This is a genomic window from Streptomyces griseus (assembly GCF_001715295.1).
GTDB classification, from domain to species: domain Bacteria; phylum Actinomycetota; class Actinomycetes; order Streptomycetales; family Streptomycetaceae; genus Streptomyces; species Streptomyces griseus_G.
In genome coordinates, this window is the sequence record NZ_MDKB01000003.1 from 680928 (window position 1) to 705896 (window position 24969).

General features: G+C 72.2%; 21 protein-coding genes, 3 tRNA genes and 1 pseudogene. 15 read left to right on the forward strand and 10 right to left on the reverse strand.

Translation table 11 applies throughout. From position 1 onward, the window contains the following. Nucleotides 1-57: 57 nt before the first annotated feature. Entirely contained in the window at nt 58-1095 is a 1038-nt protein-coding gene (locus BA175_RS19290; RefSeq protein WP_069172683.1) for a rod shape-determining protein, read from the forward strand. Between the two features lie 15 nt (nt 1096-1110). Continuing rightward, on the forward strand, nt 1111-2616 hold the full coding sequence (locus BA175_RS19295) for a GAF domain-containing sensor histidine kinase (protein WP_069172684.1): 1506 nt from the start codon (nt 1111-1113) through the stop codon (nt 2614-2616). Here the strand turns inward: BA175_RS19295 and BA175_RS19300 are convergent. Then, nucleotides 2594-3025 (reverse strand): Lrp/AsnC family transcriptional regulator, encoded by a 432-nt coding sequence (locus BA175_RS19300; RefSeq protein WP_069172685.1) that lies wholly within the window; start codon nt 3023-3025, stop codon nt 2594-2596. The two genes, BA175_RS19295 and BA175_RS19300, sit on opposite strands and share 23 nt — an antisense overlap. 322 nt (nt 3026-3347) lie before the next feature. On the opposite strand from BA175_RS19300, the pseudogene BA175_RS32140 reads away from it, so the two are divergent. The 4 genes and pseudogenes from BA175_RS32140 to BA175_RS19320 all read left to right on the forward strand — a co-directional run. Next, nucleotides 3348-3605 (forward strand): annotated as a pseudogene (locus BA175_RS32140) (MFS transporter); the annotation flags it as partial. Between the two features lie 58 nt (nt 3606-3663). Beyond that, complete coding sequence (locus tag BA175_RS19310) at nt 3664-5148, forward strand: acyl-CoA synthetase (RefSeq protein ID WP_069172687.1); 1485 nt, start codon at nt 3664-3666, stop codon at nt 5146-5148. A gap of 19 nt (nt 5149-5167) precedes the next feature. Next, nucleotides 5168-6520, forward strand: a complete 1353-nt coding sequence (locus BA175_RS19315; protein WP_069173116.1) for a carboxyl transferase domain-containing protein — start codon at nt 5168-5170, stop codon at nt 6518-6520. 116 nt (nt 6521-6636) lie between these two features. Next, the gene (locus BA175_RS19320; RefSeq protein WP_069172688.1) at nt 6637-6810 is read left to right on the forward strand and encodes a CsbD family protein; all 174 of its coding nucleotides are present in this window, start codon (nt 6637-6639) and stop codon (nt 6808-6810) included. 447 nt (nt 6811-7257) lie between these two features. Here the strand turns inward: BA175_RS19320 and BA175_RS19325 are convergent, their stop codons facing one another. Together BA175_RS19325 and BA175_RS19330 are read right to left on the reverse strand one after the other, a co-directional pair. Continuing rightward, nucleotides 7258-7698, reverse strand: a complete 441-nt coding sequence (locus BA175_RS19325) for an ATP-binding protein (RefSeq protein WP_175420868.1) — start codon at nt 7696-7698, stop codon at nt 7258-7260. A gap of 157 nt (nt 7699-7855) precedes the next feature. Further along, nucleotides 7856-9052, reverse strand: a complete 1197-nt coding sequence (locus BA175_RS19330; protein ID WP_107407610.1) for an IS110 family transposase — start codon at nt 9050-9052, stop codon at nt 7856-7858. 229 nt (nt 9053-9281) lie between these two features. Between BA175_RS19330 and BA175_RS31210 the strand changes: the two genes are divergently transcribed. The 3 genes from BA175_RS31210 to BA175_RS19340 all read left to right on the forward strand — a co-directional run bounded on the left by BA175_RS31210 (nt 9282) and on the right by BA175_RS19340 (nt 10888). Beyond that, nucleotides 9282-9452 (forward strand): hypothetical protein, encoded by a 171-nt coding sequence (locus BA175_RS31210; RefSeq protein WP_175420869.1) that lies wholly within the window; start codon nt 9282-9284, stop codon nt 9450-9452. Nucleotides 9453-9790: 338 nt separating this feature from the next. Next, nucleotides 9791-10225: an ester cyclase gene (locus BA175_RS19335; RefSeq protein WP_069172689.1), complete on the forward strand. Its 435-nt coding sequence runs from the start codon at nt 9791-9793 to the stop codon at nt 10223-10225. A 156-nt stretch (nt 10226-10381) separates the two neighbouring features. After that, on the forward strand, nt 10382-10888 hold the full coding sequence (locus BA175_RS19340; RefSeq protein ID WP_069172690.1) for a TspO/MBR family protein: 507 nt from the start codon (nt 10382-10384) through the stop codon (nt 10886-10888). Nucleotides 10889-11070: 182 nt separating this feature from the next. Here BA175_RS19340 and BA175_RS19345 read toward each other — a convergent pair whose 3' ends face one another. After that, complete coding sequence (locus BA175_RS19345; protein ID WP_139131406.1) at nt 11071-11457, reverse strand: hypothetical protein; 387 nt, start codon at nt 11455-11457, stop codon at nt 11071-11073. Between the two features lie 153 nt (nt 11458-11610). On the opposite strand from BA175_RS19345, the gene BA175_RS19350 reads away from it, so the two are divergent. Beyond that, entirely contained in the window at nt 11611-12792 is a 1182-nt protein-coding gene (locus tag BA175_RS19350) for a sensor histidine kinase (protein WP_069172692.1), read from the forward strand. Continuing rightward, on the forward strand, nt 12793-13473 hold the full coding sequence (locus tag BA175_RS19355; protein ID WP_069172693.1) for a response regulator transcription factor: 681 nt from the start codon (nt 12793-12795) through the stop codon (nt 13471-13473). Between the two features lie 216 nt (nt 13474-13689). Here the strand turns inward: BA175_RS19355 and BA175_RS19360 are convergent. The 3 genes from BA175_RS19360 to BA175_RS19370 all read right to left on the reverse strand — a co-directional run bounded on the left by BA175_RS19360 (nt 13690) and on the right by BA175_RS19370 (nt 14135). Next, a tRNA-Ile gene (locus tag BA175_RS19360) sits at nt 13690-13763 on the reverse strand. A 221-nt stretch (nt 13764-13984) separates the two neighbouring features. Continuing rightward, nucleotides 13985-14057: transfer RNA gene (locus BA175_RS19365), tRNA-Asn, on the reverse strand. A 5-nt stretch (nt 14058-14062) separates the two neighbouring features. Further along, nucleotides 14063-14135 (reverse strand) — tRNA-Asn (locus BA175_RS19370). Between the two features lie 181 nt (nt 14136-14316). Between BA175_RS19370 and BA175_RS19375 the strand changes: the two genes are divergently transcribed. The 4 genes from BA175_RS19375 to BA175_RS19390 all read left to right on the forward strand — a co-directional run bounded on the left by BA175_RS19375 (nt 14317) and on the right by BA175_RS19390 (nt 19920). Continuing rightward, a complete protein-coding gene (locus BA175_RS19375) occupies nt 14317-14619 on the forward strand; it encodes a hypothetical protein (protein WP_069172694.1) in 303 nt (100 codons plus the stop codon). 82 nt (nt 14620-14701) lie between these two features. Continuing rightward, the gene (locus BA175_RS19380; RefSeq protein WP_069172695.1) at nt 14702-16144 is read left to right on the forward strand and encodes an FGGY family carbohydrate kinase; all 1443 of its coding nucleotides are present in this window, start codon (nt 14702-14704) and stop codon (nt 16142-16144) included. 117 nt (nt 16145-16261) lie between these two features. Next, the gene (locus tag BA175_RS19385; protein WP_069172696.1) at nt 16262-17995 is read left to right on the forward strand and encodes an ABC transporter ATP-binding protein; all 1734 of its coding nucleotides are present in this window, start codon (nt 16262-16264) and stop codon (nt 17993-17995) included. Beyond that, nucleotides 17995-19920 (forward strand): ABC transporter ATP-binding protein, encoded by a 1926-nt coding sequence (locus BA175_RS19390; RefSeq protein ID WP_069172697.1) that lies wholly within the window; start codon nt 17995-17997, stop codon nt 19918-19920. Before BA175_RS19385 ends, BA175_RS19390 begins: the two co-directional genes overlap by 1 nt. A gap of 13 nt (nt 19921-19933) precedes the next feature. Here BA175_RS19390 and BA175_RS19395 read toward each other — a convergent pair whose 3' ends face one another. The 3 genes from BA175_RS19395 to BA175_RS19405 form a co-directional block, all read right to left on the reverse strand. Beyond that, nucleotides 19934-21040, reverse strand: a complete 1107-nt coding sequence (locus tag BA175_RS19395) for an RNA polymerase sigma factor (protein ID WP_069172698.1) — start codon at nt 21038-21040, stop codon at nt 19934-19936. 593 nt (nt 21041-21633) lie between these two features. After that, the gene (gene dnaG, locus BA175_RS19400) at nt 21634-23541 is read right to left on the reverse strand and encodes a DNA primase (RefSeq protein ID WP_069172699.1); all 1908 of its coding nucleotides are present in this window, start codon (nt 23539-23541) and stop codon (nt 21634-21636) included. Nucleotides 23542-23679: 138 nt separating this feature from the next. Then, nucleotides 23680-24939 (reverse strand): NAD(P)/FAD-dependent oxidoreductase, encoded by a 1260-nt coding sequence (locus tag BA175_RS19405; RefSeq protein WP_069172700.1) that lies wholly within the window; start codon nt 24937-24939, stop codon nt 23680-23682. Nucleotides 24940-24969: the final 30 nt, after the last annotated feature.

Genomic DNA, 24969 nt, shown 5'->3' on the forward strand with positions numbered 1-24969 from the left:
CCAGGAGAGCCGGCTGCCGCCGGTGCCCGCCCGTCAGCGCTCTCGGGAGAACCTGCCGTGACCGTCAGTCTTGAGCAGTTGCGCCGTTGCCATGTCGCCGTCGATCTCGGGGCCGCGAGGACCCGCGTGTACATCAAGGGAGTCGGGCTCGTCGTCGACGAGCCCAGCGTCGCCGCCGTGAACACCCGCACCGGTTCCCTCATCGCCGTCGGCGCCCTCGCCGAGCAGATGACCGGCCGCACGCCCGCCTACATCCGGGTGGCCCGGCCGGTGACCGGCGGAACCGTCGTCGACATCGAGATGGCCCAGCGCATGCTGCGCCATCTCCTGGGCGAGAAGCTCCGGCGCCAGCTGCGCCGCAAGCCCCGGCTGAGGGCCGCGGCCTGTACCCCGCACGAAGCCGACCCGCTGGCCCAGCGGGCGACCGTCGAGACGCTGGTCGGACTCGGCGCGCGGCGGGTGGAGCTGGTCGACACACTGATCGCGGCGGCCGTCGGCTGCGGGCTGCCGGTGGAACAGCCGACCGCCACCATGATCATGGTGTGCGGGGCCGCCACGACCCAGATCGCGGTGCTCTCGCTGGGCTCGATCGTGACGGCCGTACGCATCCCGATCGGCGGCGAGGCCATCGACCGCGCGGTGATCCAGCACCTGCGCCAGCACCACCAGCTGATGCTGCCCAGCCAGTCCGTGCGCCCCCTGCAACTGGCACTGCGCGGCAACGGCCTGACGCTCAAGGGCCCGGCGGTCACCGAGATCCACGGCCGTGACGTGGCCACGGGCCTGGCCCGCTCGGTGCAGGTCGACACGGCCGCCGTCCGGGAGGCCATCCACACCCCGCTGACCGCGGTGCTCGACGGTCTGGGCAAGGTACTGCGCGACTGCCCGCCCGACCTGGTGGCGGACATCGCGGACTCCGGGATCATGATGGTCGGCGGGAGCGCCCTGCTGCCCGGGCTGGACCAGATGCTGCGCGAGGCCACGGGCGTGCCGGTGCACATCGCCGAGCGGCCCGACGTCTGCTCCGTGCTGGGGCTGGGCGCCATGCTGGACGGCACGGTCCAGCCCCTGGTCCTCAACCCGCTCGCCGGCTGAGGGCCCCACCGATCCGTGGGCGGAACCGGCCTCGACCTGCGGACCACCCTGCAGCACATCGTGGACACCGCCACGGCGCTGGCCGGGGCGGACCGCGGTGCGCTCGCCCTCCTGGACCACGAACACGCCCGCGTCACCGACCTGTTCACCACCGGCCTGCCGGACGCCGAACGCCGGCACCCGGGCCCGCTCCTCGACGTGCGCGGCGCGTTCCTCGGGGCCCTGGTCCGTGACGGCGAGCCGCTGCGCGGCGACGACGTGAGCAGCGACCCGCGCTTCGGCGGCACGGCGCCCGGACGGCCGCCGCAGCGCTCCTTCCTGGGGGCCCCGATCCGCCTGCGCACCGAGGTGCTGGGCGGTCTCTGCCTCACCGGGACGGACCCGGGGAGGTTCACGGACACGGACCTGGCCCTGCTGCGGCTGCTCGCCTCCCAGGCGGCCGCGGCGGTCGACGGAGCCCATCTGTACGAGGCGGCACGGCAGCGGGAGCAGTGGATCGAGGGGGCCGCCGCCGTCACCCGGGCCCTGCTGGCCGGGAGCGGCACGACGGACGCCCTGGTGACCGTCGCGGAGCGGGCCAGGGTGCTGGCGGGCGCCTCGGCCGGGGTGATCCTCCAGCCGACCGCGGACGGCGGGATGGAGATCGTCGCCGCCTCCACGCGCGAGGACCCGGCGGGCATCGTCGGCACCGTGATCGAGCCGGGCTCCCCGGTCCTCGTCCAGCTGCTGGGCGGCGAACCGGTGTTCCTGGAGGACTCCGCGACGGATCCCCGGATGACGACGCACGTTCGGGAGCGGTTCGGGCCGAGCATGATGCTCCCCCTGCAGAGCGGCGGCCGGCTCATCGGCACCCTCGCCCTGCCCCGGCGGCGTGGCGGCCGCCCGTACACGGCGGTGGAACGGCTGCTGGCCTCGCAGTTCGCCTCCCAGGCCGCACTGGCCCTCGTGATGGCCGACGCGCAGCACTACCGGGAGCAGCTGGCGGTCTACGAGGACCGCGACCGGATCGCCCGCGATCTGCACGACCTCGTCGTCCAGCGGCTGTTCGCGACGGAGATGATGCTGGAGTCGACCCGCCGCAAGGACCTGGCGGGCGACGGCGCCACCGCGGAGCTGCTGGCGCGGGCCGTCGACGAGCTGGACTCCACGATCCAGGAGGTCAGGACGGCGATCTTCGCACTCCAGCAGCCGCCGGCCGAGGCTCCGGCGACCTTCCGGGGCCGGGTGCTGCGGGAGACGGCGGGCGCGGCGGCGGTGCTCGGCTTCCAGCCGTCGGTGCACTTCACCGGGGCCGTGGACGCCCTGGTGCCGGAGCCCGTGGACGGTCAGCTGCTCGGCGTACTGCGCGGGGCGCTGGCCACCGCGCACCGGCGGCCGGGGGTGTCGGTCATCGAGGTGGAGGTCGACGTCACGGCCCGGCTGCCCGACGGGCGCCCCGCGGTGCGCCTGGTGGTCGCCGACGACGGGCGCGCCGAGGACGGCACCCGTTCGCCCACGGTCATCTGGCAGGCGCCGCTCTGAGCGCGATACGGGTGTTGGAGTGCGCGACGCCCGCGTCCCGTTTCAGCCGGCGCAGCAGGGCGTCCAGGGAGCCGGAGTCGGCGGCGGTGGCCCGCACCAGGTAGTCGTGGCCGCCGGTCACGTGCACCACCTCGGTGATGCCGGGGAGGGCGAGCACGGCCCGTTCGAACTCCTCGTTCGTCGTGTCGAGGCGCAGCGACACGTCGATGAAGACGACGAGGCCCGAGCGCGTGTCGGCGGCCGGGTCGATGATCACCGTGAAGCCCCGGATCACCCCCTCGCGGCGCATGCGGCGTACGCGGTCGCCCGCCGCGTTGGCGCTCAGTCCCACGCGCAGGCCCAGATCCCGGTACGAGATCCGCGCGTCCTCCTGGAGGATCCCGAGGATCTCTCTGTCCATGCGGTCCATACCCGCGATTGTCGCAGTCGGGGGCTGTTGACGGCGGGCGAGCGGTTGCCGGCCCGGCCGCCCGGAGGCCCGTGCGCCTAGGGGCGCCTGTCGTGCGCGGCCCTTCCCGGATGGCGCAGTCCGGGAGGCCCGGGCCTCCCCCGCCGCGTTGACTTGCCGTGTGGACACAGCGGTCGAGCAGGCCCCGGCCCCCGAACGGACCCGACCCGCCGCCTACCGGAATCTGGTCATGGCCACGATCGGGTTCACGCTCACCTTCTGGGCGTGGAATCTGATCGCCCCGATGTCGGGCGACTACAAGGAGCGGCTGGGGCCACCTCCTTCGCTGCTCCTCGCCGCCCTGACGGCGATCGCCCAGGCGTTCGAACCGGCGCTGTACCCGGTCGGGACGATCGCGCTGCTCTGCATGGCCGCCGGGCTGGGTACCGCGAGCGGCAGCGTCTTCGCCCTGGTCTCCAGGTGACGCCGCAGGCCCAGGTGGGGAGCGTGACGGGCATCGCGGGGGCGACGGGCGGCCTCGGCGGCTTCGTGCCGCCGCTGGTGATGGGGGCGATCTGGCGCGAAGTCCTCGTACGCGATACCTGAGCGGGCGCCCGGACCCCGGGACGGCGCCCGGGACAGCCCTTAGGCTGCTCCGGGTGACCCTTCTTCTGCCCGCACTGCACGGGCCGTCCGGCCGGACGGACTCCTCGGAGGCCGTCCGGTTCGGCGCACACAGCCTGACGTACGCCCAGCTGGCCGCGGCGTCCGACGCGCTCGCGGCCGAGATCGCGGGGGCGGGGCGCGTCGCCGTCTGGGCCACGTCCACGCCGTGGACGGTGATCGCGGTGGTGGCGGCGCTGCGGGCGGGCGTGCCCGCCGTACCGCTCAACCCGAACACGGGTGAGCGGGAACTGGCGCACATCGTCGCGGACAGCGCCCCCTCGGCGGTACTCGCCGGGGCAGGCGACACGCTCCCGCCCGCGCTGGCCGGCCTGCGACGGCTGGACGCCGGTACGGGGGCGATCAGCGCGGAGGCGATCAGCGCGGGTGCCTTCCCGGCCGAGCCCGCGCCGGACTCCCCGGCGCTGATCGTCTACACCTCGGGCACGACAGGACCGCCCAAGGGCGCGGTCCTGCCCCGCCGGGCGATCGCCGCCTCGCTGGACGCACTGGAGGACGCCTGGCGGTGGACCGCCGACGACGTCCTCGTGCACGCCCTGCCGCTCTTCCACGTGCACGGTCTGATCCTGGGCGTCCTCGGCCCGCTCCGCCGGGGTGGCTCGGTGCGCCACCTGGGGCGCTTCTCCCCGGAGGGGGTGGCTCGGGAGCTGCTCTCCGGGGGGACGATGCTGTTCGGCGTGCCCACGATGTACCACCGGCTGGCGGGCGCCCTGGGTGATCCGGCCGGCTCCGGGAGCCTCACGAAGGCGCTGGCGGGAGCCAGGCTGCTGGTCTCCGGCTCGGCCGCGCTGCCCGTCCACGACCACGAACGGATCGCCGCCGCCACCGGCCGCCGTGTCATCGAGCGGTACGGCATGACGGAGACCCTGATGAACACGGGGGTACGGGCGGACGGCGCCCCCCGCGCCGGCACGGTCGGGCCACCGCTGGCCGGGGTGGAACTGCGGCTCGTCGAGGAGGACGGCAGCGTGCTCGTGGACCCGGCGTCCATCGGGGAGATCCAGGTGCGCGGGCCGAACCTCTTCACCGGCTACCTCAACCGTCCCGACGCGACGGCGGCGGCCTTCACCGAGGACGGCTTCTTCCGGACCGGGGACATGGCCACGGTCGATCCCGACGGCTACGTACGGATCGTCGGGCGCAAGGCCACCGACCTGATCAAGAGCGGCGGTTACAAGATCGGAGCCGGGGAGATCGAGAACGCCCTGCTGGAGCACCCCGGCGTGCGGGAGGCCGCCGTCACCGGCGAGCCCGACGCGGACCTGGGCGAGCGGATCGTCGCCTGGATCGTCCCCGAGGATCCCGGATCACCGCCCGGCGAACGGGAGTTGGCGGATCATGTGGCGGCCCTGCTGGCCCCGCACAAACGCCCGCGTGCCGTCCGCCACCTCGACGCCCTGCCCCGCAACGACCTGGGCAAGATCATGAAAAGGTCGCTCGGTGTCCAGCTCCCCCGGTGACGGCGGCGGCAGCGCCCGCATGACGGCCCGGGAGATCATCGCCGCCGTGGCCGGGAGCTTCACCGAGCACCGCCCGCCCGTGCGCCCGGCCCCGGCCGACGGCCCGCTCGGCTGGGCCGGTTACGGCGAGTCCCGGGCCCGCGCCGCGGCACGCACCGGCGAGGAGGAATCGGTCGTGTACGGGGTGGCCGGCCTCGGCGGCCTCTCCTGCGTGCTGGTCTCCTTCGAGTTCGGCTTCCTGGGCGGGTCGCTCGGCGGGCACACCGGCGACCGACTGGAGGCCGCGTATGCGCTGGCCCGTGAACGCCGCCTGCCGCTCGTCTCGTTCGTCGCCACCGGAGGCAGCCGCATGCAGGAGGGCATGATCGCGCTGATACAGCTCCAGCGGGTGGCCCGGGCCTCCGCGCTGCTGCGGGCGGCGGGCCTGCCGCAGATCGCGGTGGTGCGCGACCCGACGACCGGGGGCGGCTGGGCCACCCTGGGAGCGGGGGCCGACGTGGTGCTGGCCCTGCCCGGCGCGCAGATCGGTTTCGCCGGGTCCCGGGTGCGGCCGGCCGACGCGGACCCGTACGCGTACACCGCAGAGGGGCAGTTGACGGCCGGTCAGGTGGATGCGGTGGTGCCGCCCGGGGAACTGCCGGGGACGCTGGGGCGCTGGCTGGCCGCACTGACGGTGTCCGGCCCGGCGCGGCCGGCCCCGGTGCCGGGGCCGCTGTCGGGCACGGGACTGCCGGAGACCGGCTGGGCGGCGGTGGAGCAGGCCCGCTCGGCGGCCCGGCCGCGGGCAGCGGCGTACCTGGACGCCTACTTCGAGGACCGGCTGCCGCTGAGCGGCGACCGGTGCGGGGGCAGCGACCCGGGGCTGCTCTGCGGGGTCGGACTGCACCGGGGGCGGCCGGTGGCGTACGTGGCCCAGTGCGGCACCGCCACCCTCCCGGCCGGATACCGCACGGCGTCCCGGGTGATCCACCTGGCGGACCGCCTCGGCATCCCCGTTCTGACCCTGGTCGACACCCCCGGCGCGGCCAACGACGCCGAGGCGGAGCGGGCGGGCGCCGGAGCGGCCATCGCCGGGACCTTCGCGGCGGTCGCCGGCGCCCAGGTGCCCGTGACGACGCTGGTGATCGGTGAGGGCGGCTCGGGCGGCGCGCTCGCACTGGCGGCGCCGGACAACACCCATGTCACGGCGGACAGCTACTTCTCGGTGATCGCCCCGGAACTGGCCGCCGCGATTCTCAAGCGCGGCCCGGAGGAGGTGCGTTCCACCGCCGACCAGCTCCGGCTGCGCCCGCAGGACCTGGTGGAACTCGGCGTCGCCCGCTCGGTCGTCGGCCCGGCAGGCGGCGGTCCGGCCCCGGCCGGCCGCGGATGACGTCCTCCGGCAGCGGAGGCCGGGCACGCGCTCCGGACCCCGGGGGTGTTTGCGCGGGCCGGTCCCGGTCATACGGCAAGTATTCCTGCCGCCGAGTACAGCAAGGTGTGAATGACATGACTGCCGACGAGAAGACCCAGGCCAAGACCGAGCAGGCCAAGGGCAAGGTCAAGGAGGCCGCCGGCCGGGCGACCGGCAACGAGCGCCTCGCCGCCGAAGGCCGGGCCGATCAATCCAAGGGCGACGCCCGTCAGGCCAAGGAGAAGGCGAAGGACGCCTTCAAGCACTGACGGCCACGGGAGCGCGAGACGCGCTCTCCCGCCGCTGCGTGTGGCCCGGCCGGCGCCGGGCCACACGCATGTCCGCGTACGGGTACGCGCATCTCGTTGGACGGGTACACGGGTACCGCCGCACGGGTGCACGCATCTCGATGTACGGGCCAGGCGGGTGTCGCCGGACAGGTCCGGCGGGTGCCGCCGCACAGGTACACGCGTCTCGCTGTACGGGGCCGGCGGGTGTCGCCGCACGGGTACCCGCATCCCGCCGCACGGGCCAGGCGGGTGTCGCCGGACAGATCCGGCGGGTGTCGCCGGACAGGTCCGGCGGGTGCCGCCGCACGGGTCCGCCGGTGTCGTGGGTACCGGCGCCCCCCTTCCCCCGTACCGGGTGCGGGGCGCGGTCGCCGGTCGGGACCGCTCGGCGGCCCTCCGGCGTGCGGGGTGGCAGGCCCCGGTGTATCAGCCGACGGCGGTGTCGTGCCGGGGCTTCGGAGCCCCCGGGGGCACGAAACAGGCCGAGACGGTCTTGCCCGACCGCTGGGGATGCGTCGTCCACGCGTCGGCGAGCGCGTCGACGATGGCCATGCCGCGCCCCCCGGTCGTCGTGAGGTTCTCCGGCTGCTGGGCGGGCGGCAGGGGGTCGGAGTCGTGCACACTCACGTGCAGACAACGGCTGTCCCAGGTCAGGACCAGCTGCGCGTCGCTGTGCGCGTGCACGTGGGCGTTGGTGATCAGCTCGGAAACACTGAGCAGGATCGCGTCCACGGTTTCCGGCGCGTCCTTCGTCCACTCCAGGGACGCCAGATGCTCCCGGGTCCAGCGGCGGCCTGCCCGCACCCCCTTCGAAGCCGGGAACGACTGCGCCCATCCCACGGCACGCAGCGACGTGTCCTTCGTCATGGGTCCTCCTCTCTCGGCTCCTTCCTCTTCCTCTACCCCCGCCTGGGAGACACACCCACGCGGCCCGCGGTAACCGGAAGCCGGACGCGAGGCCTGTCCGTGGGCTCCCCGGGCACAAGCACCTCACCCTTCGGAAAGGAACTTCCCAATGACGTTGTCAAGCAGCTGCCGTGACTGGTGGTGTGGCTTGGTAGCACGCTCCGTCGCGGATCATGGCCCACAGGACGTTGGCCCGGCGTCGGGCGAGCGCCAGCAGCGCCTGCTTGTGCCCCTTGCCCTCGGCCCGCTTGCGTTCGTAGAAGCGTTTCGAGGCGGGGCAGCTCCGGAGACTGGCGAAGGCGGAGAGGTAGAAGGCGCGGAGCAGGCCGCGGTGGTAGCGGCGCGGGCGGTGGAGGTTGCCGCTGACGCGTCCGGAGTCGCGGGGGACGGGGGCGAGGCCGGCGTAGCCGGCCAAGCGGTCGGCGGTGCCGAAGGCGACCATGTCACCGCCGGTCGCGGCGAGGAACTCCGCGCTCAGCAGGGTGCCCATGCCGGGCAGGCTCTGGATCACCTCGGCGCGCGGATGCTCGCGAAACCGGCCCTCGATGAGAGCGTCGAGCTCGGCGATCTCCTCATCGAGGGCCATCACCCCCTTCGCGAGCCGGGCCACCATCGTGGCCGCGAGCTTTTCGCCTGGCAGTGCGCTGAACTGTGCCTCGGCCGCCTCCACGACGCTCCGGGCCAGGGCCTCGCTGCTGCGGACCTTGCGGTTCTTCAGCCACGTCGTGATGCGGGCAGCTCCTGCGCGGCGGATCGCGGCCGGGGTCTGGTAGCCGGTCAGCAGCAGGACCGGGCCCTTCTTCGTCAGGTCCAGCGAGCGTTCCAGCGCAGGGAAGATCTCCAGGAGTTGGGCACGCAGTCGGTTGATCTGCCGGGTCCGGTCGCAGACCAGATCGGTGCGGCGGGTTACCAAGGTGCGCAGATCGACCGCTATCTCGTCGCCGGGTCGCAGAACGCCGAGGTCGGTGCGCATACGGGCCTGGTCAGCGATGACGAAGGCGTCTTTCGCGTCGGTCTTGGCCTGGCCCCGGTAGCCCGCCGAAGCACGGTGGACGGCCAGACCGGTGATGTAGGTGACGTGCTGGTCGTGACTGACAAGCAGGCCGAGCAGGAGCGCGGCCCCACCGTGGTTGATATCCACCGCCCACAGCACGTTCCGCGACAACGCCAGCACGTCGGCCAGGAGCTGAAGCAGCTCGGTCTCGTCGTTCAGCACCCGACGCGACAACAGCCGCGTGCCCTGGGCGTCGATCACCACGCAGTGGTGATGCTCCTTGCCGATGTCCACTCCGGCCCAGATCTCGGGCACGGCCACCTCCGTCAGCTCGTCGTACACAACCCAGCAGACGACCTCGCCGACGTTGTCCTACATAGCGATCGCGTCGCGTCTCCCAATTAGCGGTCGAGTCGTCGCGGGGCCCCGGGCGGCCAAGTTCCTTGAGCCATCCAACGGCGGCACCATGCCAGCCATACCCAGGACCCCTGGGCCGCCGATCCTACGAATGACCAGCTCAGACCCACAACTAAGAAGGTAGGACACCACCATGCTCGGCATAGCCGCTGCCGTCCTGTTCGCCATCGCCTTCCTGATCAACGCCGCGGACATCACCACCAACGACGTCTTCGCCTCCGTGAACGTCATGCTCCTGGGCCTGGCACTCCTCGCCCTGCACGTGGCGGGGATCGGAGCGGGCCGCCCCTCCCGCAGACGCTGACCCGCCGCCGACGCCGTTCGGCCGGGTGTTCGTCGAGCCCCCGCACGGCCCCGCCCCGCCCCGATCCGAACCCGGGGGCGGGGCCGGCTGCCGCCCCGGACGAGCCGGCCACGGGCCACGGGCCACCGGCCACCGGCCACCGGCCACCACGGATTCTCCCGCTCCCGCGGCCCGCGCACGCCGCCCGGGAGCGTGTGTGACACGGCATCAGGCAGCGAGGCGCCGAGGCGCTCCGGGAGCCTTCGCCTTCGGAGGCGTCGGGCCTCCGGCAGGGGATGCACGGTCAGGCCCTACCCGTCAGCATGGGAGGTGCGGGATATGTCTGAACGGAGGTTCCCATGGCTGACAACGAAACGTTCGTACGCGACCTGTTCACGGCGTGGAACCACCGGGACTACGACTCCATCGCGGGGGCCGTGGCTCCTGACTGCACCGTCGTCGAGGAGGGCAGCGGCAGAACCCTGAAGGGTCCGGAGGGCTTCACCCAGCTCGCGAAGGCGATGTTCGACGCGATGCCCGACGGCCGCTTCGCGCTGGACCACCTCACGTCCCAAGGGGACACGGTGGTCGTCGAGTACACGGGCACCGGGACCCAGACGGGAGACCTCGCCCTTCACGCGGGCACCCTGCCCGCCACGGGGCAGCACATCACGGTGCACGCGTGCGACGTCTACAAGATGAAGGACGGCAAGATCAAGGAGGGCCGGGTCTACATGGACACCGGCGCCATCATGAGCCAGCTGGGCCTGACCCGTCAGCTGCAGAGCAGTTGACCGGAGAGAACTGCGGGACGGACGGAGGCGAGCCGGTCCATGGTGCTCGCGTCCGGGTGCGCCGACCGCGCAAGCTCCGTACATCGCCACGCGAAGCACCGTGACGCATATGTCCACGGTCGGGGTGGACGCGGGTTCCGGGGAAAGACGGAGTACATGAGACAGATCAAGACACCGAAGCACGTTTCGCCGCAGGCCTCCTGGCAGCCGTACGCGCTCACCACCGTGGCCGTCACCGCCTGCGCGGTGGCCGGGGCCGCAGCGGTGAACCCGGACAGCACCTGGTACCGCGGGCTGGAAAAGCCGCGGTGGCAACCCCCGTCCTGGGCTTTCGGCGCGGTATGGACACCGCTGTACGCGTCGATCGCCTGGGCGGGCGGCCGAGCCCTGCACCGCGCCCGGGGAGACGATCGACGCGGCCTCGCCGCCGGCGTGGGGGCGAACCTCGCCCTGAACGCGGCGTGGAACTGGATGTTCTTCGGCTGCCGCAGCCCGAAGGCGGGCCTGCTGGGCACGCTCGCGCTCGATGTGAGCAACGCGGAGCTGATCCGCCGAACCACCCGCATCGATCGCACAGCAGGTAGGAGCCTGCTCCCCTATGCGGCCTGGTGCGCGTTCGCCACCGCCCTGAACGCGTCGATCGTCCGCCGCAACCCCGCCTGAAAGCCTTCGAACGCCGCAGGCAGCTTGCCTGCCGTCCGTCACCGCGCGAGTGCCCGGTGCCGGGCCCGGCGACTCGCGAAGAGCCCCTCCCGCTCCCCGATCCCCCGAGCCGGTACACCTGGCCCCGTCGCGATGGACCGTCGCGACGGGGTGTGAGGCGCCGGACACCCCGCGCCCTGTCCTCACGGATCGAAAGACGGTCCCGGCTGCGTCGGCAGACGCTTCCGGCTGCGCCACACACACCTCCTACGGCCCGTGCCGGGTCGTTCCTCGGTCGCGGCTCCCCCCAGATCTCCGGCCCGCCCGGTGGTCGATTCCCTGCGCGTGTGTGCCCAGCCACCGGTCACCGTGGCGACGAGCGTGACGAGTCCGAGGAGGATCATCCGGCCGATGAGGCCGCCGGGGACGCGGTGGAGGATGCCCCGGAGCGGCTCGGAGCCCTGGTCGAGCGGAGCGCGGATCATCCCCTGGGCGGCCAGGGCCGTGATCACCAGGCCGACCGCCTCGAGGGCCGCATAGCCGCCCTTGCGCATCGCGTCTCTCCGTCCGGGGTTCGGTTGTCTCGGCACGTGCACGAGTCTGTCCACGCGCTGCGGCAGGCGCATCGGCCCGGCGGCTCGCGACGCCTTCGACCGGAGGCGGGCCGGTGATGCGACTCCGGTCGGGGGCCCATCGTCCCGCGGTCCGACTCACCGGCCGCACGGCTTCGCGACAATGGCCGGGTGAACACGGAGGTAGCGCCACGGCTCGGGTGGTGGCAGCAGGCATGGCGGCTGGGCGCGGCTGCGGCAGTGGGGATACCGCTGTGGCTGTCCATCGGTGTGGTGCTGCGGGAGCAGACGGACGAGACGGGCTCGTGGTTCCTGATCGGTGATCCGCTGGTGGCTGCCGGCTGCCTCACAGCGCTTCTGTGGCGGCGGCGGTTCCCGCTCGCCGTCGCCCTGACGGTCGTGATCGCCTCGACCGCCTCGGCACTCGCTTCCGGCGCCGCGTTGCTGGCGCTGGTGTCGATCTCCACGCGTCGTCGTCCGGTGGAGATCGGGGTCGTCGCCCTGGCCTTGGTGACCGCGTCACAGTTCACCGGCGGGTTCTACCCGGTCCGGAGCTCGTCCGGCCTGTTGTGGTACCAGCTCGCGTTCCCGGCACTGCTCGCGGGCATCGCGGTGACCCTGGGCATGGCCATCGGGGCGCGGCGTGTCGAGGTGCGGTCCTTGCGATACCGGGCGGAGAGCGCGGAACGTGAACAGACCGCCCGGGCGGCGCAGGCCCGGGCTCTGGAACGGAACCGGATCGCCCGGGAGATGCACGACGTGCTCGCGCACCGGATCTCCCTGGTCGCCATGCAGGCCGGAGTCCTGGACCACCGCAGCGACCTCACCGCGGAGGAAAGCCGCGTGCTGGTCCGCGGTATCACCGACGGCTCCCGACAAGCCCTGGAGGAACTACGGGATGTCCTCGGTGTACTCCGGGCCGACCCGGGCCGCCCGGAACCACCCCAGCCCTCCTTCGACCGTATCCCCGAACTGGTAGCCGAAGCCCGCACGTCCGGGCTGGACGTCACCCTCACCAGCACCGTGGCGGGAACGCCGTCCGATGCCCTCGGACGCACCTGCTACCGGATCGTCCAGGAGGGACTGACCAACGCCGCGAAGCACGCCCCAGGCGCGCAGGTGCACATCACCCTCGACGGCACAGCCGGTGACGACCTCGGGGTGAGCGTCCACAACTCCCCCGCCACCACGGCGACCGCACCACCACCACCCTCGGGATTCGGTCTGCTCGGCCTCACCGAACGCATCAGCCTCGCCGGCGGAGAGCTCAGCCACCACCCCACCTCCGATAACGGATACGTCCTCACCGCGCAGCTACCCTGGCCCCACCCCACCCACGAGAAGAGGGTATGAGTGGACACCGAGCGGGAGCCGGTCCGCGTCGTCGTCGTCGTCGACGACGACCAGCTGGTGCGGATGGCACTGCGGCTCGTCATCGACGGCGAACCGGACCTGACCGTCGTCGGGGAAGCGGCCGACGGGGACGCGGCCATCACCGTGGTGGACGAGCAGCGGCCGGACGTCGTCCTGATGGACGTGCGGATGCCCGGCCGCGACGGTCTCAGCGCGACCCGGGAACTCCTCACCCGGCCGGTGCGGCCGCGGGTGCTCATGCTGACCACCTTCGACTCCGACGATCTGGTACTCGGCGCGCTGCACGCCGGAGCACTCGGGTTCGTCCTCAAGGACACCCAGCCGGCGCGGATTCTCGACGCGGTGCGGACCGTCGCGGAGGGCAACTCCGTACTGTCCCCGGCGGCCACGGCACGCGTGATCGCCGCAGCGACCAGCCCACGGTCGTCCTACGCTCGCGGCTCATCCCGCGAAGCCGCGCGGGGACAGCTGTCCGTACTGACGGAACGAGAACGCGAAACCGCTCGGGCCGTGGCGGACGGCCTGGGCAACGCGGAGATCGCCGAGCGGTTGTCCATCAGCGTCGCGACCGTCAAGGCACACGTGGGCAGCCTGTTCGCCAAGCTGGGGGTCGACAACCGGGTGCGGATCGCACTCCTGGTGCGTGACGCGGAGGAATGACCAGCCTCGCGCAGAGGAAGGGCGACGCTGCCGGCACCTGGGCGGAGAAACGCCCGTCGAGGGCAGGGCCGCGAAGGGCCGGTTCCCATCCGTGCAAGGCACGCCTTGAAGCGATGCCTCACGCTCACTGCAGGTCCGCACGGCAAACGCTGCCCGCGAAAACACCCAGAAAACGCGTTTCCCCAGGTCAGAACGATTCTGCCTGGGGATGCTCGGTGGGGCGGGTGGGACTCGAACCCACGGCCGACGGATTATGAGTCCGCTGCTCTAACCGGCTGAGCTACCGCCCCGTCTCGGCGTGGCGCGTACATGTGTGCGCGCCGTCTGCCGCAGCATAGCCGGTCATACGATCTCCTGCTGCGGATGGCCGGCTTCGCGTGACCATGAAGACCGCGCTGCGTGCTGCCCGGTTCCGGCCGGTCGGAGATCGGCCCGGAAAGAGTGGCCGGGCCCCCGGCGGGGCCCGTGCGGGCACACGAAAAAGGACCCCGAAGGGCCCTCCTCCGCATCGCTCCCCCGACTGGACTCGAACCAGTAACCCTCCGGTTAACAGCCGAATGCTCTGCCAATTGAGCTACAGGGGATCGCGCTCCCCCGACTGGACTCGAACCAGTAACCTGCCGGTTAACAGCCGGCTGCTCTGCCAATTGAGCTACAGGGGATTGCTGCGGTGCCTCGAATCGTACCTGCCTGGCGGCTGCCGGGCGGCGCGCGTTCGCTGCGACACATACATTAGCGCAAGCAGGGGGGTGCTCCGCCAATCGGTATCTGCCGGGGTGATCTCGGGTGCTCGCGGGTAGGCGGGCAGCACACGTCGCACAGAGCGAAGGAAGGGTGGCAGCCATGCGGTACCGGCTCACGTTCATCGCCGGAGTGGCCCTCGGCTACGTGCTCGGCACACGGGCAGGGCGCGAGCGTTACGAGCAGATCCGGAAGGCCGCGCGGCGGCTCTCCGAGAATCCCGCCGTACGCAACGCCGCGGAGTCCGCCGCGCACGGCGGCCGGGACTTCGCGGGCAAGGCCTACCACTCGGTGAGCGAGAAGGTCGGGGACAGGGTGCCGGTCTCCGTCGCCGACCGGGTGCGTTCGCTGCGGGAGCGCAACGGCCACGGCGGGGGCGACGACTGGGGCACGACCAACACCTGAGGGAGCCTCCCCGTGCCGGGCCCCGCCCGGTACGGGCGGGGCCCGGCACGGAACGGTCCGGCGGTGCGGCAGAATTCTGTGTATGGGCATAGTCGCCGGCTTGGACAGTTCTTCCGCCTACACGCACATCGTCGTCTGCGACACGGACACCGGTGCGGTGCTGCGGCAGGGGTACGCCGCACATCCCGTCGAGGCCAAGGCCTCGGAGGTGGACCCGCAGGCATGGCTGCTCTCACTCGGTGAGGCGGCCTCCGGCGGGCTGCTCGAAGGCGTACAGGCCATCGGGGTGTCCGCGCAGCAGCACGGCCTGGTGCCGCTGGACCACCAGGGCAATCTCGTACGGCCCGCGCTGCTCGGCAACGACCGGCGGGCGCAGGTCGCCGCGGCCGACCTGGTCGACGGGCTGGGCGGACGGCAGGCCTGGGCGGAGGCCGTCGGGGCCGTACCGCAGGCGGCGCAGCCCGTGGCGAAGCTGCGCTGGCTGGCCCGTACGGAACCCGAGAACGCGCAGCGTGTCGCCGCCGTCCTGCAGCCGCACGACTGGCTGGTGTGGCAGCTGCTGGGCCGGCCCGCCCGCCGGACGACCGACCGCGGTGCCGCTTCCGGTACGGGCTACTGGTCGGCGCGGTCCGGCTCCTACCGGCCCGACCTCGTGGAGCTCGCGCTCGGCCACCCGGCGGCGCTGCCGGAGGTGCTCGGCCCGGCCGACACCGCCGGTACGACGCCGGAGGGGCTGCTGATCTCGGCCGGGACCGGCGAGACGATGGCCGCGGCCTTCGGGCTGGGGGTCGCCGTCGGGGACGCCGTGGTGTCACTGGGCGCGTCCGGTTCCGTCATGGCCGTGCACCACGAGGCGCTGGCCGATCCCAGCGGGATGATCACCTCGTTCGCGGACGCGACCGGGATGCACCTCCCGGTCGTCCACACGTCGAACGCCGTGCGCGTGCTGCGCGGCACGGCCGAGATGCTGGGTGTGGCGGGCCTGGACGAGCTGTCCGCGCTGGCGCTCGAGTCGACCCCGGGCTCCTCCGGGCTCGTGTTCCTCCCGTACCTGGAGGGCGAGCGCACCCCGCGTCTGCCGCACACGGCGGGGACGCTGACCGGGCTGCGGCGCGAGTCGATGAAGCCCGAGCACCTGGCCCGGGCGGCGTTCGAGGGCATGCTGTGTTCGCTGGCCGACGCGCTGGACGTGCTGCGCGGCCGGGGTGTGGAGGTGCGGCGGGTGTTCCTGCTGGGCGCGGCGGCCGAACTGCCCGCCGTACAGGCTCTGGCGCCCGCGGTGTTCGGTACGCAGGCCGTCGTGCCGCAGCCCGCCCAGTACGCCGCGCAGGGCGCGGCCCGGCAGGCGGCGTGGGCGCTCGGGGTCGCGCAGGGAACGCTCGATCCGCGGACTCCCCCGGCCTGGCAGGGTGCCGCGACGCAGGTCCTGGAGCCGGGCGAGGAGGCCGCTGTGGGCCGGGCGGTGCGGCAGCAGTACGGGGCCACCCGTGACCAGCTCCACCCGGGGGCGTTCGGCACGGACTGAAAGGGCTGGGCGCGGCCCGGGTTTTGACCCGGGTTTGGGGAAAAGCGTTGGCCGTCGGGGTGCGGGGTGCCGGAGGATGGTCCGGCTTCTGCCCTCCGCCGACTCCGAGAGACCCGCGTGCTCATAAAAATCCTGCGGACCTATCTGGGACCGTACAAGAAACCCATCGTGCTGCTGGTGCTGCTCCAGCTCCTGCAGACCTGTGCCACGCTCTATCTGCCCAGCCTCAACGCCGACATCATCGACAACGGTGTCGTGAAGGGTGACACCGGTTACATCCTGGAGTTCGGCGGCGTGATGATCGCCGTCAGCGTCGTCCAGGTCCTCTGCAACGTCGGCGCCGTGTACTACGGCGCCCGGACCGCCTCGGCGCTGGGCCGCGACGTGCGGGCGTCGGTCTTCGACCGGGTGCAGTCGTTCTCCGCCCGCGAGCTCGGACGGTTCGGGGCACCCTCGCTGATCACCCGTACGACCAATGACGTCCAGCAGGTCCAGATGCTGGTCCTGATGGCGTTCACGCTGATGGTGTCGGCGCCCATCATGTGCGTGGGCGGCGTCATCATGGCGCTGGGCCAGGACGTCCCGCTGTCCGCGGTGCTGCTGGGCGTGATTCCCGTCCTGGGTATCGCGGTGAGTCTCATCGTCCGTCGGATGCGGCCCCTGTTCCGCACGATGCAGACGCGGCTGGACACCGTGAACCGGGTGCTGCGCGAACAGATCACCGGTAACCGCGTCATCCGCGCCTTCGTCCGTGACGACTACGAGGTGAAGCGTTTCCGGGCCGCCAACACGGAGTTGACGGATGTCGCCGTGTCGACGGGACGACTGATGGCGCTGATGTTCCCGACGGTGATGACGGTGGTGAACCTGTCCTCCATCGCCGTCGTCTGGTTCGGGGCGCACCGCATCGACAGCGGCGGGATGCAGATCGGCGCGCTGACCGCGTTCCTCGCGTATCTGATGCAGATCGTCATGTCGGTGATGATGGCCACCTTCATGTTCATGATGGTGCCGCGCGCCGAGGTGTGCGCCGAGCGGATCCAGGAGGTCCTGGAGACCGAGTCGAGCGTGGTGCCGCCGGTCTCCCCGGTCAGGGAGCTGACCGAGCGCGGGCATCTGGAGATACGCGACGCCGAGTTCCGCTACCCGGGCGCCGAGGAGCCCGTCCTGCGGGCGGTCGGCCTCACGGCGCGGCCCGGCGAGACCACGGCGATCATCGGGTCGACGGGCAGCGGGAAGTCGACGCTGCTCGGCCTCGTGGCGCGGCTGTTCGACGCGACGGACGGCGCGGTGCTGGTGGACGGGGTGGACGTGCGGACCCTGGATCCGGTCCTGCTGGCGCGGACCGTGAGCCTGGTCCCGCAGAAGCCGTACCTGTTCTCCGGTACGGTCGCGACGAATCTGCGCTACGGGAATCCCGACGCCACCGACGAGGAGCTCTGGCACGCCCTGGAGGTGGCCCAGGCCAAGGACTTCGTGGCGGCGCTGGAGCACGGCCTGGACGCACCGATAGCCCAGGGCGGGACGAACGTGTCCGGCGGGCAGCGGCAGCGGCTCGCGATCGCGAGGACGCTGGTGCAGCGGCCCGAGATCTACCTCTTCGACGACTCGTTCTCGGCCCTGGACTACGCCACGGACGCCGCGCTGCGCGGCGCCCTGGCGCGGGAGACCTCGGAGGCGACCGTCGTGATCGTGGCGCAGCGGGTGTCCACGATCCGTGACGCCGACCGGATCCTGGTGCTGGACGAGGGCCGGGTCGTCGGGTCGGGCAGCCACCACGAGCTGATGGACGGCAACGAAACCTATCGGGAGATCGTGCTCTCCCAGCTGACGGAAGCGGAGGCCGCCTGATGGCAGGGCCGGGCGGACGGATGATGGCCGGAGGACCCACCGAGCGGTCCGCGGACTTCAAGGGGTCGGGGAAGCGGCTGCTGGGCCGGTTCAGCAAGGAGAAGTCCTCGCTGTACCTGATGCTGGGCGCCGGAACGCTGAGCGTGGCGCTCTCGGTGGTCGGGCCGAAGATCCTCGGCGGGGCGACCGACCTCATCTTCGCGGGGGTCGTCGGGCGGCAGATGCCGGCGGGGACGACGAAGGAACAGGCCGTCGAGGGCCTGCGGGACCGGGGCGACGGCGGGCTCGCCGACATGCTGTCCGGGGTGGACTTCACCCCCGGTGCGGGCATCGACTTCGACGCGGTGGGCAAGGTCCTGCTGGCGGCGCTGCTGGTGTACGTCGGGGCGGGGCTGCTGATGCTGGTGTCGACCCGGCTGTCGATCCGGGTGATCAACCGGGTCGTCTTCCAGCTGCGTGAGGACATCCAGACCAAGCTGTCGCGGCTCCCGCTCTCCTACTTCGACCGGCAGAAGCGCGGCGAGGTGCTGAGCCGGGCCACGAACGACATCGACAACATCTCGCAGACGATGCAGCAGACGATGGGTCAGCTCATCAACTCGGTGCTGACCATCATCGGCGTACTGATCATGATGTTCTGGATCTCGCCGCTGCTCGCCCTGGTCGCGCTCGTCACGATCCCGCTGTCGGTGCTCGTCGCCGCACGGGTCGGCAAGCGGTCGCAGCCGCAGTTCGTGGCGCAGTGGAAGGTGACGGGGCGGCTCAACGCCCACATCGAGGAGATGTACACCGGCCACACCCTGGTGAAGGTCTTCGGCCGTCAGGAGGAGTCCGCGAGGGACTTCGCCGAGCAGAACGAAGCGCTGTACGAGGCAGGTTTCAAGGCCCAGTTCAACAGCGGGATCATGCAGCCGCTGATGATGTTCGTGTCGAACCTGAACTACGTGCTGGTCGCGGTCGTCGGCGGTCTGCGGGTGGCCTCGGGCGCGCTGTCGATCGGTGACGTGCAGGCGTTCATCCAGTACTCGCGGCAGTTCTCGATGCCGCTGACGCAGGTCGCGTCGATGGCGAACCTGCTGCAGTCGGGCGTCGCCTCGGCCGAGCGGGTCTTCGAACTGCTGGACGCCGAGGAGCAGTCGCCCGATCCCGAGGCCGCCGAGCGGCCGAAGGCGCTGCGCGGCAGCGTGTCGCTGGAGAAGGTGGCCTTCCGGTACGACCCGGAGAAGCCGCTGATCGAGGACCTGTCACTGAACGTGGAGCCCGGCCACACCGTCGCCATCGTCGGCCCGACCGGGGCCGGCAAGACCACGCTGGTCAATCTGCTGATGCGGTTCTACGAGGTCACGGGTGGCCGGATCACCCTGGACGGCGTGGACGTGGCGAAGATGTCACGTGACGAACTGCGCTCGGGCATAGGGATGGTGCTGCAGGACACCTGGCTGTTCGGCGGGACGATAGCGGAGAACATCGCCTACGGCGCCTCGCGCGAGGTCACCCGGGAGGAGATCGAGGAGGCGGCCCGGGCGGCCCACGCCGACCGCTTCGTGCGTACCCTGCCCGACGGCTACGACACGGTGATCGACGACGAGGGATCGGGGGTCAGCGCGGGCGAGAAGCAGCTGATCACCATCGCGCGGGCGTTCCTGTCCGACCCGGTGATCCTGGTGCTCGACGAGGCCACCAGCTCGGTGGACACCCGTACGGAGGTGCTCATCCAGAAGGCGATGGCGCGCCTGGCGCACGGCCGTACGAGCTTCGTGATCGCGCACCGGCTCTCGACGATCAGGGACGCCGACGTGATCCTGGTCATGGAGGACGGGTCGATCGTCGAACAGGGCACGCACGACGAGCTGCTGGCGGCGGAGGGCGCCTACGCCCGGCTGTACGCGGCACAGTTCGCGCAGGCGCCGGCTGCGGTCGACTGAGGGTGCCCCCGCGTCAGTCGAGGTAGCCGCGGAGCTGGTCGGCGAAGGCGTGGTCCCGCAGCTTGGCGAGGGTCCTGGACTCGATCTGGCGGATGCGTTCGCGTGTCACGCCGAAGATCCGGCCGATCTCCTCCAGGGTGCGGGGCCGCCCGTCGTCCAGGCCGTAGCGCAGCTGGACGACCTTCCGCTCGCGTTCGCCGAGGGTCGAGAGCACCGTGTCCAGGTGTTCGCGGAGCAGGAGGAAGGCCGCGGATTCGACGGGTGAGGCGGCGTCGCCGTCCTCGATGAGGTCGCCGAAGGCGACGTCGTCCTCCGCGCCGACGGGCGCGTGCAGCGAGACGGGTTCCTGGGCGAGGCGCAGGATCTCGCCCACGCGTTCGGGCGTCAGGCCGAGCTGCGCGGCGACCTCCTCGGCGGTCGGCTCGTAGCCGCGTTCCTGCAGCATGCGGCGCTGGGCGCGGACGACGCGGTTGATCAGCTCGACGACGTGGACCGGCACCCGGATGGTCCGCGCCTGGTCGGCGAGGGCCCGGGACATGGCCTGGCGGATCCACCAGGTCGCGTACGTGGAGAACTTGTAGCCCCGGGCGTAGTCGAACTTCTCGACCGCCCTGATCAGGCCGAGGTTGCCCTCCTGGACGAGGTCCAGCATGGTCAGCCCGCGGCCGACGTACCGCTTGGCGACGGAGACCACGAGGCGGAGGTTGGCCTCGATGAGACGGCGCTTCGCCATCCGGCCCATGACGACGAGCCGGTCGAGGTCGACCGCGAGCCGGGAGTCCGGGTCGGGTGTGCCGGCGAGGCGTTCCTCCGCGAACAGCCCGGCCTCCACGCACCGGGCGAGGTCGACCTCCTCCGCGGCGGTGAGCAGCGGGATCCTGCCGATCTCCCGCAGGTACTGGCGGAGGAGGTCGGAGGAGGGGCCGCCGGCTTCCGGACGGCTCCTCGCCCCGGCCGGCTCGGGGTGGTCCACCGGTTCCTCCAGGACCGGTTCCTCGCGGATCGGTTCCTCCGGCACCGCGTCGGTCGGGCCGGCCGTCTCCGGGTGGAGGGTGACCCGGTTCTGCGCGGGAATCGCCGGGACGTGCTCGGTCGTGGGCGTCACGGTCCGGGTCTGCACGGGGCGACCTCCAGGTGATCGCTGCCGGGTCGCGGGGGATGGAGGCCCGGGGCGAGCCGGCCGCGCTCCGATGAGTCAGGCACCGGACCCCAGTGTGGGGTACGACACATCGCCGCCACGAGGGGCGTGCGGTGACTTTTTGCGCCCGGCGCGCAACGGGGCGCTCATGGGCGGCGCCGGTGACCGGAGCGCGGAGCCGGTGGGGTGGAGCGCCGGTGGGTCGAGGCCGGGGCGAGGCGGGGGCCGGGGCGCGGGAACGGGGTGTGCGCGCGTGGCGGTCGGGGGGCGGTACGCAGTACCGGGCGAAGGCCCGGCGCACGGTGGCCCCCGCAGGGGCGGTGGCGCTGACGGGCCGCGCCGGGGTGGGGCGCCGGTGGTCGGGGGCGGTACGGAGCCGGGTCGTGGTGCGTGGAGCCCAGGGGGATACGTGGCGCTGATACGCAGAGGGCCTGGGGCGGGGCGCTTGGTGGTCCGGGGGCGGTACCGAGCCGGGTCCCGGTGCGCGGAGCGCAGGGGAGGCGTGGCGCCGATACGCAGAGGGCGGGGCGCCGTCCATGGTTCGGCGTGGACAGCGGGGCGGGACGGGCTGATGCTCAGAGCGCGGCGGCGCCGTGGCTCCGCAGCGACTGGGCGTACTGCTGGAGGACCCAGACCTCGTTCTGCGCGGCGGCCAGGTGTTCGGGGGCCACGTTGCTCCCGAGGCGGGCGAGGCTTCCCTGGACGTCGTTGATCCGCCGGTCGACGGCGCGCAGGCGGACCTGGACGAGCTGCATGCCCGCGTACGTCTCGTCGATGGTCTTGCCGTGGAACACCTCGACGGCGAGCTCCGTGACGAGGTTGCGCACGGTGTCGTGGGGTGCCGCGTCCAGCACGCTCGCGAGGTAGTCGCGGGTCTCGGTCATGCCCTGCTCGGCGCCGCCGGCCTCGGCGATGCACTGGCGCACCGCCGCGTACGGCGGGGCGGTGAACTCGTCGGCGCCGTAGGCGTCGAAGGCCGGGGAGACCAGGGCGGGCTTCTGCAGGGCGAGCTTGAGCAGCTCGCGCTCGGTGCGGTGGGCGGGGCTGCGGAGGTTGAGCGCCGGCCCCGACGGTGCCTTCGGGGCCTGGACCTGGTGCTGCGGAGGGCCGCCCCGCGGGGGGCCGCCCTGGGACGGGCCGCGCTCGCCCCGGTCGCGGGCCCAGCGGGCGAGCTGGCCGACCCGCTTGACGACGAACTGGGTGTCGAGGATGCCCAGCAGCCCGGCCAGCTGGACGGCGACCTCGTGCTGCGAGGAGCTGTTCTTGATACGGGCGACGACCGGCGCCGCCTCGTCGAGCGCCGCGGCCCGGCCCGCCGGGGTCTCCAGGTCGTACCGGCCGACGATCTGGCGGAGGGCGAACTCGAAGAGCGGGGTGCGGGGTTCCACCAGGTCGCGGACGGCGTCGTCGCCCTTGGCGAGGCGCAGGTCGCACGGGTCCATGTTGTCCGGGGCGATCGCGATGTACGTCTCGGCGGCGAACTTCTGGTCGTCCTCGAAGGCGCGCAGGGCGGCCTTCTGGCCGGCCGCGTCCCCGTCGAAGGTGAAGATGACGCGGGCGCTGCCGTTGTCCATCAGGAGCCGGCGCAGGATCTTGATGTGGTCGTTGCCGAACGCGGTGCCGCAGGTGGCGATGGCCGTGGTGACCCCGGCCAGGTGACAGGCCATGACGTCGGTGTAGCCCTCGACGACGACGGCCCGGCTGGCCTTGGCGATGTCCTTCTTGGCCAGGTCGATGCCGTACAGCACCTGGGACTTCTTGTAGATCGACGTCTCGGGGGTGTTGAGGTACTTCGGGCCGTTGTCGTCGTCACGGAGCTTGCGGGCGCCGAAGCCGACGATCTCGCCCGAGGTGTCGCTGATCGGCCACATCAGCCGGCCGCGGAAGCGGTCGATGGGACCGCGGCGGCCGTCCTGGGAGAGGCCGGAGCCGATGAGCTCCTTGTCGCTGAAGCCCTTGCCGCGGAGGTAGCGGGTCAGGTGGTCCCAGCCGGCGGGGCTGTAACCGACGCCGAAGTGGGCTGCCGCGTCCTGGTCGAAGCCGCGCTCGGCGAGGAACCTGCGGCCGATCTCCGCCTCGGGGCCGTTCAGCTGGTCGCGGTAGAAGTCGGCGGCCGCCTTGTGCGCCTCGATCAGCCGGATGCGTTCGCCGCGCTGGTGGGAGGGGTTGTAACCGCCCTCCTCGTACCGCAGGGTGATGCCCGCCTTGGCGGCGAGGCGCTCGACCGTCTCGGAGAAGGTGAGATGGTCGATCTTCATCACGAAGGCGATCGTGTCGCCGCCCTCCTGGCAGCCGAAGCAGTGGAAGAGCCCCTTGCCCGGGCTCACCTGGAAGGAGGGGGACTTCTCGTCGTGGAAGGGGCACAGGCCCTTGAGGTTTCCGCCGCCGGCGTTGCGCAGCTGGAGGTACTCGGACACCACGGCGTCGATCGGGACCGCGTCCCGGACCGCCTTCACGTCGTCGTCGTTGATCCTGCCTGCCACGGGTGAAGTCTACGGGTGGGGTCGGACATCCGGGACCGGCCGGCGGCGGGGCGGGCACCGGGGATGCCGGCCGGTCCGAGGGGTGGCGGGAGGCCGCGGCGGAACCGCGGAGAGGGCGTGAGGGGCGGCGTGGCCGGGTCAGAGAAGGGATTCCAGCGGCACCGACGGGTCCCCCAGCGCGTCCGGGTCGACCGGCCGGCCGGCCCGGACCAGCCCTTGGACGGTGTCGGTGACGTCCCACACGTTGACGTTCATCCCGGCGAGCACCCGGCGGTCCTTCAGCCAGAACGCGATGAACTCCCGCTTGCCGGCGTCCCCGCGGATGACGACCTGGTCGTACGAGCCGGGCGGCGCCCAGCCGGAGTACTCCAGGCCGAGGTCGTACTGGTCGGAGAAGAAGTACGGCACCCGGTCGTACGACACGTCCAGGCCGAGCATGGCCCGCGCGGCGGCGGGGCCGCTGTTCAGGGCGTTCGCCCAGTGCTCCACGCGCAGCCGGGTCCCGAACAGCGGGTGGTCGACGGAGGCGATGTCCCCGGCGGCGTAGATGTGCGGGTCGGAGGTGCGCAGGGAGGCGTCGACGGCGACGCCGCCGCCGTGCGCACGGTCGGCCGTCTCCAGTCCGGCGGCCTCGGCGAGGGCGGTGCGCGGTGCCGCGCCGATCGCGGCGAGCACGTCGTGCGCGGGGTGCTCCTCACCGTCGTCAGTGCGGGCGGCGAGGACGAGGCCGTCCTGCCCGGTGATCTCGGTCAGGCGGGCGCCGAAGTGGAAGCGGACGCCGTGCTCGGTGTGCAGATCGGTGAAGATCTGGCCGACCTCCGGGCCGATGACGTGGTGCAGCGGGGTCGGGGAGGGTTCGACGATCGTGACCTCGGCACCGTAGCCGCGGGCGGCGGCGGCGACCTCCAGGCCGATCCAGCCGCCTCCGGCGATGACCAGGTGGCCGTTGTCGCGGCCGAGCGAGGCCAGCACGTTGCGCAGCCGGTCGGCGTGGGCGAGGCGGCGCAGGTGGTGCACCCCGGCCAGGTCGGTGCCGGGGATGTCGAGGCGGCGCGGCTCGGCGCCGGTCGCGAGCAGCAGCTTGTCGTAGTGGACGACGGTGTTGTCGCCGAGCTGCACGGACCGGCCGGCCCGGTCGATGGACGTGACGACCTGCCCGAGGTGCAGTTCGATGTCGGCCCCGGCGTACCAGGCCGTCTCGTGGACGAAGACGCTGTCCCGTTCCGCCGTGCCCGCCAGGTACCCCTTGGAGAGGGGAGGCCGTTCGTACGGATGGTCACGCTCGTCGCCGATCAGGATCACCCGGCCACTGAAACCCTCCGCCCGGAGCGTCTCGGCCGCCTTCGCTCCGGCCAGTCCCCCGCCGACGATGACGAACGTGCGATGTGCGTCGACCACTTGGTGCCTCCTCGGTGCTGTGCTGCGCTG

Coding starts and splice junctions, on each gene's coding strand:
- BA175_RS19300 (WP_069172685.1), bottom strand. CDS start 3,025: ATGGACCGCATGGACAGAGAGATCCTCGGGATCCTCCAGGAGGACGCG.
- BA175_RS19315 (WP_069173116.1), top strand. CDS start 5,168: ATGACGGCCCGGGAGATCATCGCCGCCGTGGCCGGGAGCTTCACCGAG.
- BA175_RS19320 (WP_069172688.1), top strand. CDS start 6,637: ATGACTGCCGACGAGAAGACCCAGGCCAAGACCGAGCAGGCCAAGGGC.
- BA175_RS19325 (WP_175420868.1), bottom strand. CDS start 7,698: ATGACGAAGGACACGTCGCTGCGTGCCGTGGGATGGGCGCAGTCGTTC.
- BA175_RS31210 (WP_175420869.1), top strand. CDS start 9,282: ATGCTCGGCATAGCCGCTGCCGTCCTGTTCGCCATCGCCTTCCTGATC.
- BA175_RS19335 (WP_069172689.1), top strand. CDS start 9,791: ATGGCTGACAACGAAACGTTCGTACGCGACCTGTTCACGGCGTGGAAC.
- BA175_RS19340 (WP_069172690.1), top strand. CDS start 10,382: ATGAGACAGATCAAGACACCGAAGCACGTTTCGCCGCAGGCCTCCTGG.
- BA175_RS19375 (WP_069172694.1), top strand. CDS start 14,317: ATGCGGTACCGGCTCACGTTCATCGCCGGAGTGGCCCTCGGCTACGTG.
- BA175_RS19380 (WP_069172695.1), top strand. CDS start 14,702: ATGGGCATAGTCGCCGGCTTGGACAGTTCTTCCGCCTACACGCACATC.
- BA175_RS19390 (WP_069172697.1), top strand. CDS start 17,995: ATGGCAGGGCCGGGCGGACGGATGATGGCCGGAGGACCCACCGAGCGG.